We start from the raw sequence: 13,926 nt of genomic DNA on the forward strand, positions 1-13,926 counted from the left end.
CGGATGAAGCCTGTATCGGCAGGGATGGGCCAGTGTTACTAGTTGTACATGCTGTAGCTCAAAGCTCACTGTAGGGGTAACCCGCTTGCGGCCAGCTAACCGCACTGCGTGGACTCTCAACCGCTCCACTGCTCTCGACAGGATGAAGCGCGGTATTTGCTCAGCTCAACCGTGTGATGTCCGGTTCCTGCCCGCAAACCGTCCTGTTCACAAGATCGCTGAGCCGAGACTCTGGCGTCTCGGGCTTGAAGCCAAGATCGGGCGCTTCAAGCCACGTGGACAGGTGCGTGAGGGGGCGCTGCAGGTGGCGACGAAGAGCGGCGTTGGGATTGTGCCGATCTTGCTGCTCGTGGTGGCGGCCGTGGTCTTCGGGCCGCAGCTCGTCGACGAGGCCAAAGACAAGTTCGCTGACCTCACCACCGATACCTCGGTGGCTTACCAGGTGGCGCCCGGCGCTAAGCCCAAGACCGACAAGTGCACCGCGGACCAGCTGTTGAAGCAGCGCCAGTGCGACGACTTGAAGGTCGTGCTCATCGACGCCGCCAAGATGCCCTTCATCACCCAGAACATCGCGCTGGCGTGGGCGGAGGGCAAGCCGTTCACTCTGCACAAGGGAGCGCCCGGTTCAGACGCAGGCCGGCGCGCCGCGGTGTGTGGCAACTTCAAAGCGCAGTTCGCGAAGGGCAGCTGCGATGAGTACGCCTTCGCCTCCAGCGTCGAGGGCGGCGTCGCCGCCAACGTGCGCATCATGGAAGTGCCGCTTCGTGAACAGAACTGTCAAGGTGGCACGCTTCGGCAGGAGTACCGCCGGGCTGGCATCGTGGAGGGCACCGCCTTCACCGTCATCATCACCAACCCGGAGAAGATCGCCACCGGGCCATACGCGGGTGTGGACATCGCGAAGGAGCAGTCGTGCGGGAGCTGATCGACCGCTACCAGTGGGTGCAGCAGCTCGATGTGGTGATGACCTTCGCCGTCATCCAGGGGCGCAGCGTGGACGAGGTGGTGCGCATCTACGGCGGGGACCCCGCGCAGAGCCAGCTCATGACCACCATCGAGGCCGAGGATGCTGGGCTCGACGATGGTGACGACTTCTACTTCCAGGTGTTCGAGCATCAGGACGCCGTGGTGGCGCTCGAGAGCAACGGCTGGAGCGGCACTGTCCCGGAGGTCGCTCGGCGCGCGTCTGCTGACGACGGCCACTTCTTCTCGGTGCACTGGAACGCCAACGGGATGTTTCGCATCACCGAGGCCCGCGGCGGCAAGGTGACGGCCTACTTCGAGCCCACATTCGGCGTCGAACCGGCCGCGCCCGAAGACGTCATGCCCGAGTGGGCCGAAGGGCTTGAACTCCAACCCGCCGAGCTCCGGGCGGCGTGCCTTGCGCTCGTGGAGCAGGAGACGGGCGTGGCCTTCGAGGAGGAGTGGCTGGTGAAGAAGCTGCCCACCTTCCGGATCCCTGACCCGGATGAGCTGCTCCGTGACGTTGAGGGCGCGCGAACGCCGTAAGCGCGTGCGCTTGGCTTTTAGCGTCTCGGTGGAACGTTCACCTGGTGCTATTCCCTTTCATCTGGCTCATAGCTACTTCAATTCGCGATTGGCTGCAACAATCCGCAAGCAGCGAGGATGTACTGCTTCGGAGGTAACTGTGTGGTCGAGCATCGGGTTGACCGGCCTGCTCGCAGTGCTGGGTCTCGCGGTGTGCCGCACGGTCATCGTGGCTATCGCGCTGAGGGGCACCACGCCCGCTGAACGGCCAGCGATCATCAGGGCGCTCAACAGTGGACTTCAAGGGGCTGTAGCTCGGCGCCGCGGGAAGTGAACGAGTACGTGAGCCGCGTGCCTTGAAGACGGAGTCAGCTCATGGGATCTACTGCGGCGGAAGCTCCCGCAGGTATGCCTCTACATCGAACCCGACAGCTTGCAGTCGTGTCCGTGCTGTCTCCAGCTCGTGCTCGGCGAAGAGTTCGTCGTAGCGCGGGTTCAACACGAGCGCCTCGATGCTGTGCTGCAGCATGTTCTCTCGACGCAAGCGCTCGAACCCGTCTGAGACGGTCGGTGTGCGAAGCAGTGCGTGAGCGGTAGCTTCACCACCGTCCATCGTGACCATGTGGATGAACGCCTTCGCTTGGTACCTGATGGTCCGCACGAGGTAGCGGTAGCCCTCAAGCGTTGCCTCGTGAAACTCTCGCGACAGCTGTGCACGATCAGGTGCGGCAGCGCTGGTCATCTCGGTTCCTCCTGGCAGTGTGGCTTGGGATGCGTTGGCGGAGTAAGAGCAACGAGCTGGCCACCGCCGTGCAGTTGGTGCCCGCCGCGGTCATCCACCAACTCGCCATCTGAACCGCTACCACCGCGTCGACCAGGGCGACGACGAAGAACACCGCCGCCAGCTGCGTCAGCCGGCGCCGGTCTAAGTCGCGGCCTTCACGGCAGTGCATGCTCGCTGCGTCGTTTTGGTGAACCCTCGTGTTACTGCAGGAGGCTCCGTGTCTGTACGGCAACTCGCAAAAGCGATCTTGCTAAGGTCACTGCCTTAAGACGAAGTACCGCAACCAAATGGAGTATGCCCGTGGCGCAGAAAGTGCTCGTTCAGCTCATTGATGACCTCGATGGCACCGCCGCTGAAGATGTTGAAGCCGTGAGCTTCGGCTTGGACGGCGTCACCTACGACATCGACCTCAAGCCGGACAACGCCGCGAGGCTGCGTGAGGCACTGGCGGACTTCGTGGCGAGCGGTCGTCGGATGGGTGGCCGTGCCAAGAGGGCCACGAGCACCAGCCGCACCATCGTGGCTGAGGCTCGTACCAAGGAGCAGACCAAGGCCATCCGTGAGTGGGCGAAGGCGCAGGGTCACGAGCTTTCCGACCGTGGCCGTATTCCTACCAGCATCATCGAGGAGTTCGAACAGGCGCACCGGGGATGATGCCTCCGCACGTGCGCCGCGTGCGCATCGCGGCCTTCTGGGTCATCGGGCTTGCCGAGTTTGTTCTGGTTCTCGGGCCGGTAGTCGGTCGCGCACTAGTGCGCGCCGTACCAGACGGCCCTGAGCCGATGGTTTGGTACAACCCGTTCACCTGGACGGCTGTGCACTGGAGTGCGGTGGCGCTATGGGCTGCCTTGTTGGCAGCAACGGTTGGTCTGGTTCTCGTATTGGCGCAGGTGCGAGAAGCGCGCAAGCTCCGGCTTGAGCAGGCACAGCCGTTTGTCATGGTCGATTTTGAACGACACTCATCGCTGCCCGACGTCATCATGCTAGTGGTGGAGAACTCGGGGGCGACTGCTGCTTTTGATGTGAAGCTGCGCTTCACGCCTGAACTGCAACTAAGTAGCTTGCAACGTGATGCCAAGCTGCTTGACTCCAGCTTGCTCCGCAATGGGATCCCGACCATGCCGCCGAGCAAGCGCATTGAGACCGTATTCGATCTATTGAGCATGCAGATCGAGGAAAGCTTGCCAACTTCCTATCGAGCCGTGGTTCAGTATCGAGATTCGATGGGGCACGCATACAGCGACATCTACACCCTCGACTTGGCCTGGGTGAGGGGACTTTCGTACATTCCCCGCAAAGACATCCACGACGTTGCTATGCGCCTACAGGAGATTAGGTCAGACCTTAAGGGCTTGAGGCAAGAGCTGCTGCGGCGGCGCGAAGACTAGGTATCGGCTTCAACAGTTATGCGTATCGGCACGTCCCCATAGCTTTGGAAGTGATAAACCAGCTCGTAGTGGTCGTCACGTTCCACTCGGGCGAGGTGCGCTGTGATGGCCTCTGGCCGGTGAGGCTCGAACAGCAGCCGAAACTTCGGCTCCCTCATCGTGCTCTCGTACATGCCGAGGTGGACTGAGCCGAGGTGGCTCGGCTTCACAGTGATCGGACCCCATTTATCTTTTTGGGTGGTTTGTTTTAAGAGTGTGCGTGGCATGGATTTCTCCTGATTACGGTTGATGCTTGATCCACTCACCAAACCGTGGCCACATCGCAAAACTGAGTTCTGTGGGATGACCACCTGCTTAGCGCCACCCCTCCCGACAGAGTTGCGCGGGGGGGGGGGGGGGGGGGGGGGGGGGGGTAACTCCTAAGTCCATTTAGGGCTACCTCCATGCCCAATCGGCGCCTAATGCGGCACCGTACCCAACTGTCATTATACAGCGTCCGTGCTGCGGCATGACTATTTTTTCTCTACCGTCCGCTCTGTGGCGGTATCATCTTCTCCACTCCCAGCTAAAGCCGACGACCGTCTCTTCGATAAAAGGGACAAATTGATGCAGTTCGTGTTTTTCTGTCAGTCGAGCCTCTACTTTCTGAACAATCCTTCCAGATGAGTACGAGTCCCAAACGCACCACCATGCACGGGCAGGCGGGCGCTCAAATATCACCCTCATGTCCACGTTGTCCATCCGCTTCCGCGCTGCCCGGCGAACATCTGTGCACACTTGGGATGCCTTGTTGTGGTGTGTCGAGTATTGAAGAGATGCTTGCTGGCCTTTCCGAAGTGCGCGGTCGAGTCTCAGTTCCACACCGACGAATCCTGGCGAGCTGGGGTGGAAGCCAACAAAAGTTCCACCGGCTACACCTTCCACTGTGTGAGTGGTGTCACGAGGGCTATAGGCGAATGTGTCGACATTGTCCTCCAAGGCCACGACAACGTGACTATTTTCAATCCGCTGAAGCATGAGTTCAGAGTCGATGTAGTAGCGTGAGAAAAGTGTCGTGGTCCGCAACACCTGTGGCTTAATCAAGGGTATAGGCGGACTTGCAAGTGTTTTCGATATTCCTTCCCCGCCAAAGTCGGTCACGCTTCCTCCTGAAAACAAGCTCCACACCTTGTGTGTGTCCGATTCCTGGAAATCAAATGCCTCAATCAGCCAGCCAAGAGTTCGATGGGTTAGCTTCTCGCCCAGTAGGGCCATTCGTACCGTGTCGCGAAGCTGCCGCGGTAGCTCCACATCGGTTTCACGTTTGACGCCTTGCTCCCACAAGTAGAGGGCGAGAACCTGGCTTACGCCGGCGTAGCTGATTCGATCTGGGCGCGTTCGCTGGGAATAGCGCATCCACTTACGCCGGTACTCAGGACGGGACATCAAAAGTTCACGCAACTCTTTTGCAGCAGCGGCTACTCCGTCTGGCGGCACGGTGTTGGCCATCTATGCTCCGGAACTATGTGGTGTAGATAATCTTCACCTACAGTATGCCCTAAACGAGGCTGCGCGGAGATGAGCGAGAAGGCATGAGCGACGATCTTGAGCCCTATGATCCAAAGATGATCTACGGTCATGAAGCAAGCGGCCGTGGGGCTATCAGGGGCAAGTATGGAGATTGGGAAGACGGCGTTGTTGAAAACGAGGATCTTGATATAACGGCGGAAACCAGACATGCAGCCAGCTACATCTCCCCATACCGAATGGATCACATAGCGGAGCTGCACTCCAGTCGTGCAGTCGTCAGGGGAAACACGAAGTCTCTGTTTCCCGCGGAGTGGACCGATGATAAAATATTTGAGGCTGTTCAAGCGGTTATCGGAGACGCTGCCTCACGCTGGACGCGTGGTGATGACGACTGGAGCGGCGAGCCGGGAAGTATGTTCAACCCCTGGCATCCGATGGACGATATCGAATTTGAAATCCCGGCTCGTTTTAGAGTGGACGGATACTTCGAGGACGTGAAGCTGCGTGTGGTGGTCGAGCCTCTCGGTGAAGGGGTCATCACCGCGTACACATTGCAATACTAAACCTAAACGGAATCATTTTGTCTGGAACGACCATCACGAGAATCACATCGGCCCGCAGAGCGTGCCGAGACGGCTGAGGCTACCCCGGCTGAGCTGTACCAAGCATATTTGCTTGAGCTTAAGAACTGGATGTGGCGCTTGGAGCCCTGTGTGCATCCACGCTGCCTAGAATCCACCCGCGAATGGCTCGAAGTCGGGGAGATTACTGAAGCTATTCGAACGTTCACGGGTTCGATCGAGTACACCGGCTGGTCCGACGAGGAGCTTGACCGCTACGCCGGTGAACTAGAAGATATCTGCAGAAGACTTCAGGCTGTTGCGCCGCTCGTCTACTATGGCGAGGCTGTGGCGATGCTGCGCCGTAACGCCCGCCGCCACCGCCAATAACGCTCATCGCCATAGCGTCGCCAAAGGCCTCCTACCGTGCGCTTGAACCAACCCAACAGGGTTGCTCTCGCACGGAGGTTGCACGATGGCCGGTGGGGAACTTCAGCGCCTCTCGGCGCAGGCCGACATGCTGCCGATCATGCGCACGCACGGGGGCCTGATGCCCTCGCGTGAGCTGCGGCAGCTTCAGACGACGCTCCGCCAGGAGATTGCCGACGGCGTCGTGAAGGACGCGCGCATCGAGATCGCTACCCACGTGACGATGAAGGCGATGGATAGCGTCGCGGACGTCGATGCTCACCGCCGCGCCCTCGCGGGTGATGACTCAACACTCAACGCACTCTTGGCTCAGGTTGAGATGAATCATGTCCAGTCCGTTGGCCGCATTCAGCGCGGCACCTTGTTCTAGGGCACCACGGACGTGGTGGGGAACCTGGTGTTCAGGGTGATCGCGTCCGTGCGAAGGGGCAAGTCGATCGAGGGCGTGCCCATGATCGAGCCTTCGCCCGCCGTGACGGAATGTGAACGCGCCGATGGCGAAGTCGCCCTCCGGGTGTTGGTGGATGTCAATCAGTACGGCCGGCGACTTGCTGGTGACGACCCGGTTCTTCGTCATCACCTGGGTGGCCTAACTCTGACGCTGGCTCAGCAGCTCGGCCGTCACGTCCGACGTGCCTCAAGGCACAAGTAGAGGGCGTCCTTCACCCCAAGGACGGTCGCCGATGAGGCGGCCGTTCTCGGCGTTTCAGCCTTCGACCTCATCGACGGAAGCGTGGAGGCGTACATGTTCTGGTTGGTGTTACTAGGCATCGTGCTGCTGGCCGTTGCCATCGGTTTGTACTTGCAGCACCCCGGTGTGCGGGCCACACGAGCCCTGCGCGCCTCGATGAAACAGGGCAACCAGATGCACGACGAGATCCACAGGGCCACTGAGAGCACGAAGGCCGAGATGGATCGGATCGCGCGTGAGTGGAAGGACCGCCAGTGATTCGGCGGCTTCGGGCGTGGTTGGTGACCGTGTTGCTCGTTGCGGTCACCATCCGCGTGCTCTGGTGGGCAGTTGAGCCGATGGTGCCGTACGCCATCACCGGCTTGGTGCTCGTCACGATCCTCGGCTTCATGTGGTACCGCGCGACCAAGTGGTGATCGACTTCTTGTCGATGTCCGTGATGACCCGTTGAGCATCGACATCTCGAACATCTGGGAGTACCCCGTGTTCCTGATCAAACTCTGGCTGAAAGTCCTGGCCACCCTCTGGGCCGCCACCTTTAAAGCCACCAAGGGCTACCAGCTGGGCGTGCCCGAGTGGGTGAGCCGCACCAGCGTGTACACGGCGCTCGCCCCGTACTTGCCGCTGGTTCGGCGGCTTCTTCTTGGTGGTCTCGTGGCGCTGTTCGTCGTGCTCTTCCTCGCGTCGAACTGGAGTAGGTGACCAAAGGTGGACGAGGGCAACTCGTACAAGAGCTACCAGCTGACCTTCCCGGTCGACTTGGATGCCGGGCGCGTCATGGCCTGGCTGCACACGGTGGTTGGCACGCTTCTTGCTGGCAGCGCCGGACTCTTTACTCTGCCGACCATCGTTCTCGAGGTCGTCGCCAGTGAACGAGGGCTTCAACACCAGCTGCGGGTACCCAGGGAGCGGGCCGACGACTTCGTGAGGCCGCTGCGCGCCTTGATGCCGGGCATCACCGTGACGCCCAGCGTCAGCTTGGTCGACCGCTCCTGGACGGAGGCCGTCGAACTCGGTACCCGCTCGCTCGGCACACGCTTGAACGCGCTGTCTTCGGAGCACCTGACGGCCGGGTTGCTGAGCAGCCTTCAAGGCCTGCGCCGCGGGGAAGTAGTTGTGCTCCAGTGGGTACTCGGGCCGGCAAGGGGTCAGAACCCGACGATCAAGGGCAGCGTCGGCGTCGCCGAGACGTTTGGCTTCCACGTCGGCTCCGGCGACCACAAGGTCAAGCAGAGCGTCAAGCCGGAGCCTCCGGATCTTCTTGGTGTTCTTCGGGTAGCTGCCGAGGCTGAATCAGGCTCACGGGCTCGGCAACTTCTCGGCCAGGTGCGCGCGGCCTTGGGCAGCGCGATCAACATGGGCACCCGCATCACGAAGAGGCCCAGTATCTCGAAGGACGCGCTCGGGCGGCGCCTGGTCGAGGGCAGTGGGCTGTTGCTGTTCCCGGCACGCATCTCGATCCCCGAGCTGGTAGGCCTTATCGGCTGGCCGATCGGTTCGCCTCATGTGGCGGGGCTCCAACAGGGACGCACACGCCAACTTGATGCGCCTGCTTCAGTTCCGCGTGAGGGGAGGGTGATCGGCACGTCCAACTTTCCGGGCGCCGAGCGGCCAGTTGCCTTGTCCTACAAGGACGCCACTAAACACCTTCACGTGCTCGGGCCTACCGGGGTCGGCAAGACCACCTTGCTCGCCAACATGGCCGCCCAGGACATGGCGCAGGGCTACGGCGTCATCGTGCTGGAGAGCAAAGGCGACTTGTTCAACGCCTGCATCGACAGAGTGCCGCGCTCACGCTTCAGCGACGTCATCGTCTGCGACTTCGGGGACACGAACTGGCCGGTCGGCATGAACGTCTTGTCCACCGGTCGAGGGGCTGATGAGTTGGCCGCGCTCATCATCGGCATGTACGGCGACAACGGCGTCTACACGCCGATGCTTCTTCACTTCGGCCTGCGCGCGCTCGCTGAGACGCCCGGCATGACCTTCATCGACTTGCCCGCACTGCTCACGCCGCAAGGGCCGGAAGAAGTCGCCTGGCGGGACAGTCTCGTAGCCAATCTCAAGAACCGTGACGTCCGCCAGTTCTGGCAGCGGTACTTGAGCGACAGCCGCAAGGACCAAGACCGCATGACCGCGCCGGTGCATAACCGCATCTGGCAGCTCGCCGTCCGGCCGGAGATCAGGAACATCATCGGGCAGAGCACAAGCAGCTTTACCTTCGAGGAAGTATTGCAGAACAACAAGATCCTGCTGATCAACCTCAACGGCGTGCGGGTAGGGGAGCAGACGGCCGGCCTCGTCGGCACGCTCCTCATGAACGCCCTCTGGTCGGCCGTGCGCACCGTCAAGAAGAAGCGGCCCTCCTTCTTGTACCTGGACGAGTTCCAAGACTTCATCAACCTGCCGGTGCCCGCGGCCGACATGTTGGCGAAGCTCCGCAGCTTTGAGCTCGGCCTTGTTCTTGCCCACCAGGACCTCGACCAGCTCGCCAAGGTGCGCGGGCTCGAACAAGCTGTCCTCGCCAACGCCCGCAGCAAGGTGGTGTTCCAGACCAGCGCGCGAGACGCCCGCACCATGCAGCGCGAGTTCGGTCGCCTGGTGACCGAGGACGACTTCATCAACCTCGGCGGCTTCGAGGCCATCGTGCGTATCGCCACAGATACCGGCGTGAGTTCGCCGTTCACCATCACCACCGCGCCGCCGTCGAGGACCACGAACATCGCGGAAGCCGTTAAGGCTGCCAGCCGAACCAAGTACGGCCGCCCCGTGGCGGAGGTGGAAGTCGAGATCGACGCGCGCCGTCACGCGACGACTGAGAACACCACGAAACCAAAGCTCGGAACGCAGAGGTGGGGCTGACCGTGCACACCACCACGCGGGACATCTTGGGTCGGGCCGCCTACATGCGGCGTACCTGCGAACTGCTGCTCGGGCAGCTCGGCGACCTCGATAGGAGCTTCAGCGGCACGGAGCCGTTGACGTCCTTCCAGGAAGCCGAGATCCAGAAGGCCAGCATGCAGCACGCCGAGCGTGCTTCTGAACATCTCGATCTCGCCAGCCAGTACATCGATGAGTGGAAGAAGGCGTTGAACGAGGCCTTCACACAGGAAGCCCGATGAGCATGGCTTCCATGACCCGAGAGCTGTCGGAACGGGATCGGCTCGTTGTCGAGTACGTCGGTCGCTTCCGTCAGCTCACCGCCGGGCAACTTCGTACGTTCGTCTTCGGGGAGCTGGCCTCGCAAACACCGTGTGATCGCACCCTGAAGCGCTTGGTGGATGGTAAGTACTTGATGCGGCTGCATCGGCTCGTTGGTGGCACACAGGGTGGTTCGGCGCAGTACGTGTACCAGCTCGGCCGCCAAGGTTGGCGGCTTCTGGGACGAGCCGGCGAGTACTGGGCGCCCCGAGCGGTGAACCTGCACGCCCTCGCGATCGCCGATTGCATGGTGAAGCTGAAGACCGCCGAGCGGCAAGAAGTCTTCAAGGTCGTCTCGTTCACCACCGAGCCGGCGTGCCACGTGGCGGTGGGCGGTCTTCTGCTGACGCCGGACGCGTTCGTCGAGCTCAAGCTCAGCGACAGTAGCGAGCGCTTGATCTCGTGGCTTGAGGTCGACCGCGGCACCGAACACCTCAGCACCATCCAAGAGAAGTGCGAGCGGTACTGGAAGGCGTCGATCTCCGGTCAGTGGGATGGCAACTTCCCGTTCGTGCTGTTCGTCGTGCCTGATGAGCAGCGGAAACACGCCATTGAAAGGATTTTTCGGGCCGGGCCCATAGGTGCGAGAGAGCTCTTCAGCGCATGTCCAATGGCACGGTTCCCGCCGGTTGCCACCTCAAGAACGCCTCATTGAAGTAACGCGGCAACCGGCATAGTCGATAAGTGAGATGAACTCAAGAGGCGAACGTGCATTGGTCGGCCAACCTGAGTCTGGAGGCATCGAATTGGCCAATCGAATCCCCTTCTACGAGGCACCGGCCAACCCGAGGATCCCTCTCGCGAAGAAAGTCTCTGTTCACCTAATAGAAGTAGTGAACTTCCTTCGGTTCGTCGTTGAGCGCGATGATCTGCAAGTCGCTAGCTACCTGGGCCAGATGACGCAAGACCCCTTCTTTCTCGTGGCAGCTACGGGACTTGGGAAGACCGTCGCTGTGCCTGTGCATGAACTCATTCGCCAAGCGCAGCACACAGGTAACCTTAGCGTTTCTGAGCCTCGTGTTTGGGTCGTGGAGCCGCGGATTCCGATTGCAACAAGTCAGGCATCCTTCATGAATGGCCTCTGGAAGGATTACCTGAGCGCGAAGAGGCGTAAGTTGCCACCACTCTTCGGTGTAATCACCTCTTCCTCGGGGAACGTAAACCGTGATGCGCCAATAAAGTTCGTCACGACTGGAATCTTCGGGCAACTTGCCAAGAACGGCGAGCTTCATCCAGACCGTGATCGCGTCCTGATCGATGAGGCACATGTCACGATTGAGCAGAACTCGGAAGTGGAGCTCGGCATAGCCCTCGCTCGGAAGGCTGGTGTCACCGTCGACTATATGTCCGCGACGGTGGATACCTCCAACCTTGAAGAGGCTCTTGGAGTAACCAACGTCATCAGGGCCGATAAAGCTCGGTATCCCATTTGGAAGCACAACCTCCTGCTGCCGCTGTCAGACGTTCTCGCTGATCTCTTAAGATCGACTCTGGTCAATCCTGATCCAGCGAGCTCGTACTATCCGCAGTGGGAATTTGCGCAGCACGCCGACGTGCAGAAGGCAGTGTTAGAGGCTGGCCGAGCTCACGGGATGCTGATTGTCGTCAACTCCTTCGCTGGCGATCAAAGTGATACGGAACGGTTAGCTGCACTGATTCGGCGGCACCATCCATCGCTGGCCGTACTGCAACTGGCGAGTGAGGTGATTCGAGATACCCGTCGAGAGCGCGCCTTCTACGCGCAACTGCAGGAGATCGAGCAGCGGAAGCGGAACTACGTGATCCTTGCAACCAGCGTCGTAGAGATGGGCGTGACCTTCTCCTCACTTGACTACGTCGTAACGATGGACTCTGGCTATGACCAGGAGACAGTCGGCGACGTCACGTTTCCGGTAATTGCCCCTCTCGGCGTCAACTCTCTGCTGCAGCGGATGGGTCGAGTTGGACGGCGTCGCCCCGGCATCGCATATATCAGCCGCGAAGTTGGCGCCGACTATGCCGACCTCGAGGACAACGAACTAAACCGCGGCGGTCTCAAGTATGAGCCGATCCGGTTCCCGCTGGTTAATTCCACCCTCATGCCGCTGGCCTACTATCTTTGCAAGGTTGGCTGCGTAGATATCCGCCGTGCCGTTGCGGATCTTGCACTCCCATCGCGATTGCACGAAAATGAAGATCGTATGGAGTATCTGCAAGAACAGTTTGACGAGCTTGAGCAACTTGGGCTCGCTACAAATGGCTCGCTCACGCCTATTGGTGAGCGCATGGAGCAGTGGATCGGTCAGGCGGATCTTGCATACGCTGTTCAGTTGCAGCGGCGCCTTGATGAAGATGCGTCGCTACCAGAAGTGCTGTTTTGGACGGTCGCAACAGCACTTAGTACAACCTCTTTGGTGACGCTCCGTGCTCGGTACGACTACTTCGTTGACTACGGCAACGTCCACTCCGAATTGCCGCATGCTGTGGAGTTGTTTCAAGGTTTCCCTCACGAGGACTTAGCTGCGTTTAACGCGATCTGTTGGCTAGGCGAGATCGCGCCTTGGCTCTTGTGGCCTACGAGCGGTGAATCACGTCCTGTGGAGGAAGAAGACATATTCGAGCTCACCAAGTTCTGCAACGTGAACGGTCTTGATGCGAGGAAGGTACGGCAAGCGGCAAAGGCAATCGCGAACACTTGGAAGCTGCTGGGGCGAATCGATAAGGGCGCTAACCAGCTCGGCAAACTGTTTGTAGGTGAAGCACCTCAAGAGCTGGCGCATCTCTCGTGGCGCGCCATCAGGGCACAGATTCCGCAAGCGCGCATTGTCGAGGAACTAGCTGATTTGCCCGGCCAATCAGCTATTGAACTGTCGTACAACGATGCGCTTGGGGCCTTCGACTGGCGAGACATCCGGCATGGCCATGAGGGACTGGTTTCACAAGACGACACGCCTATCCAGCTTGTGGATGGTGCCAGGTTGCAGGCTCGTGTCACTCCGAGCCGGGAGTCAAAGGGGGGCGATACCACCTGGCGGTTTGCGCACATTGGGATCCGACACGGACGGAATACACCAGTACAGCCGAAAGCGCCTCAAGCTCCGGTGTGGGCGGCGCATGAATCAACTCAAGATCCATTTCTGGAGGATTTTCATGCCAACGCCAGCACTTCAACTGATCGTTCTTGGTCAGCGCGCCTTAAGCGCTGGCTCTCCGGCAACTAGAAAGAATCTCAGTATCGAGTCGATCGGAGTGTGATCCACGAGTGGCGGAACATCCGTATGAGTGTCAGTGTCTTGGACACTCCGAAGGAAGCACGACTTTTCTCGGCGCACCACCTGAGTGGTACGAATCTAGGGGTATGAGCACGCCGCGGAACTGCCCGGACTGTCGCGAGTGGATCAAGTCGCAGAAAGACGAGAGGCTGAGTTGTCGGAACTGCCGCTCATCAATCTCGGTACCAGCGCGGTATAAGATCAGTTTCCACAAACGGGTGGGTGTATACCAGCCCGCTGAGAAATGCGCTGCATGTATCAAGAGTGAGCAGCGTGGAGAGAAGCCGCGGCGAGAGCTTATGGAACGGCCGCCCCAGCGAAGGCAAGTCAAGCGGGAAGGGAATCTTCTGGATCTACCCCGCACACGACCGACTGGGAGTTACCAACTGAGTGTCGATATCGCTGGTTATCAATCACTAATCCCGGATGGTAGCCAGACGCGGCAGCAGCATATTGAGCAGCACACGACCTGGTCGCCGTATTCTCTTGTCGGCGATGGGCCTCGTGATAAGTCTCCCACCGCACTCGCTCAGCAAGACCCGAGTTTCGGAGCCCTGCTCCGCTCAGCTGCGATTATCGCGCAGAGTCAGAATGAAAGCCATGTAGCGGAATACCGCGGGAAGAA

Annotated in this window: 17 protein-coding genes; 14 read left to right on the top strand and 3 right to left on the bottom strand. The window is 60.2% G+C overall.

Annotated elements, in window-relative coordinates:
- The first annotated feature begins 142 nt into the window (after positions 1-142).
- On the top strand, positions 143-925 hold the full coding sequence (locus AOM45_RS03630) for a NucA/NucB deoxyribonuclease domain-containing protein (protein ID WP_081902324.1): 783 nt from the start codon (positions 143-145) through the stop codon (positions 923-925).
- Positions 913-1,509, top strand: a complete 597-nt coding sequence (locus tag AOM45_RS03635) for a DUF6461 domain-containing protein (RefSeq protein ID WP_030469410.1) — start codon at positions 913-915, stop codon at positions 1,507-1,509. Before AOM45_RS03630 ends, AOM45_RS03635 begins: the two co-directional genes overlap by 13 nt.
- A 361-nt stretch (positions 1,510-1,870) precedes the next feature.
- Here the strand turns inward: AOM45_RS03635 and AOM45_RS03640 are convergent, their stop codons facing one another.
- Positions 1,871-2,230 carry a hypothetical protein gene (locus AOM45_RS03640; protein WP_051783972.1) on the bottom strand — a complete coding sequence of 120 codons (360 nt, stop codon included), beginning with the start codon at positions 2,228-2,230 and terminating at the stop codon, positions 1,871-1,873.
- A gap of 342 nt (positions 2,231-2,572) precedes the next feature.
- Between AOM45_RS03640 and AOM45_RS03650 the strand changes: the two genes are divergently transcribed.
- The gene (locus AOM45_RS03650; RefSeq protein ID WP_030469407.1) at positions 2,573-2,926 is read left to right on the top strand and encodes a histone-like nucleoid-structuring protein Lsr2; all 354 of its coding nucleotides are present in this window, start codon (positions 2,573-2,575) and stop codon (positions 2,924-2,926) included.
- Positions 2,927-2,946: 20 nt separating this feature from the next.
- Positions 2,947-3,660 carry a DUF8453 domain-containing protein gene (locus AOM45_RS03655; RefSeq protein ID WP_156094004.1) on the top strand — a complete coding sequence of 238 codons (714 nt, stop codon included), beginning with the start codon at positions 2,947-2,949 and terminating at the stop codon, positions 3,658-3,660.
- Here the strand turns inward: AOM45_RS03655 and AOM45_RS03660 are convergent.
- Entirely contained in the window at positions 3,657-3,926 is a 270-nt protein-coding gene (locus AOM45_RS03660; RefSeq protein ID WP_156094002.1) for a hypothetical protein, read from the bottom strand. The two genes, AOM45_RS03655 and AOM45_RS03660, sit on opposite strands and share 4 nt — an antisense overlap.
- 280 nt (positions 3,927-4,206) lie before the next feature.
- Positions 4,207-5,148 carry a hypothetical protein gene (locus AOM45_RS50530; protein WP_156094318.1) on the bottom strand — a complete coding sequence of 314 codons (942 nt, stop codon included), beginning with the start codon at positions 5,146-5,148 and terminating at the stop codon, positions 4,207-4,209.
- Between the two features lie 83 nt (positions 5,149-5,231).
- Between AOM45_RS50530 and AOM45_RS49130 the strand changes: the two genes are divergently transcribed.
- From AOM45_RS49130 to AOM45_RS49135, 10 genes are all read left to right on the top strand, one after another.
- Positions 5,232-5,732: an EndoU domain-containing protein gene (locus AOM45_RS49130; RefSeq protein WP_081902667.1), complete on the top strand. Its 501-nt coding sequence runs from the start codon at positions 5,232-5,234 to the stop codon at positions 5,730-5,732.
- A 150-nt stretch (positions 5,733-5,882) separates the two neighbouring features.
- The gene (locus tag AOM45_RS52660; RefSeq protein ID WP_236703076.1) at positions 5,883-6,119 is read left to right on the top strand and encodes a hypothetical protein; all 237 of its coding nucleotides are present in this window, start codon (positions 5,883-5,885) and stop codon (positions 6,117-6,119) included.
- A gap of 85 nt (positions 6,120-6,204) precedes the next feature.
- Entirely contained in the window at positions 6,205-6,528 is a 324-nt protein-coding gene (locus tag AOM45_RS03665) for a hypothetical protein (protein WP_030472546.1), read from the top strand.
- A gap of 375 nt (positions 6,529-6,903) precedes the next feature.
- Positions 6,904-7,107: a hypothetical protein gene (locus tag AOM45_RS03670; protein WP_156094319.1), complete on the top strand. Its 204-nt coding sequence runs from the start codon at positions 6,904-6,906 to the stop codon at positions 7,105-7,107.
- A 29-nt stretch (positions 7,108-7,136) separates the two neighbouring features.
- The gene (locus AOM45_RS53410; protein ID WP_269083625.1) at positions 7,137-7,265 is read left to right on the top strand and encodes a hypothetical protein; all 129 of its coding nucleotides are present in this window, start codon (positions 7,137-7,139) and stop codon (positions 7,263-7,265) included.
- Positions 7,266-7,296: 31 nt separating this feature from the next.
- Positions 7,297-7,551 (top strand): hypothetical protein, encoded by a 255-nt coding sequence (locus tag AOM45_RS03675; protein ID WP_030472548.1) that lies wholly within the window; start codon positions 7,297-7,299, stop codon positions 7,549-7,551.
- A 6-nt stretch (positions 7,552-7,557) separates the two neighbouring features.
- Positions 7,558-9,711, top strand: coding sequence for a type IV secretion system DNA-binding domain-containing protein (locus AOM45_RS03680; protein WP_030472549.1), 2,154 nt, complete (start codon positions 7,558-7,560; stop codon positions 9,709-9,711).
- A gap of 2 nt (positions 9,712-9,713) precedes the next feature.
- A complete protein-coding gene (locus tag AOM45_RS03685; protein ID WP_156094321.1) occupies positions 9,714-9,971 on the top strand; it encodes a hypothetical protein in 258 nt (85 codons plus the stop codon).
- Positions 9,972-9,982: 11 nt separating this feature from the next.
- The gene (locus AOM45_RS03690) at positions 9,983-10,705 is read left to right on the top strand and encodes a replication-relaxation family protein (protein WP_162185751.1); all 723 of its coding nucleotides are present in this window, start codon (positions 9,983-9,985) and stop codon (positions 10,703-10,705) included.
- A gap of 34 nt (positions 10,706-10,739) precedes the next feature.
- Positions 10,740-13,250: a helicase-related protein gene (locus tag AOM45_RS49135; RefSeq protein WP_081902668.1), complete on the top strand. Its 2,511-nt coding sequence runs from the start codon at positions 10,740-10,742 to the stop codon at positions 13,248-13,250.
- Positions 13,251-13,926 lie beyond the last annotated feature (676 nt).

Origin of the sequence: Lentzea aerocolonigenes (assembly GCF_000974445.1) — a bacterium.
GTDB classification, from domain to species: Bacteria; Actinomycetota; Actinomycetes; order Mycobacteriales; family Pseudonocardiaceae; genus Lentzea; species Lentzea aerocolonigenes.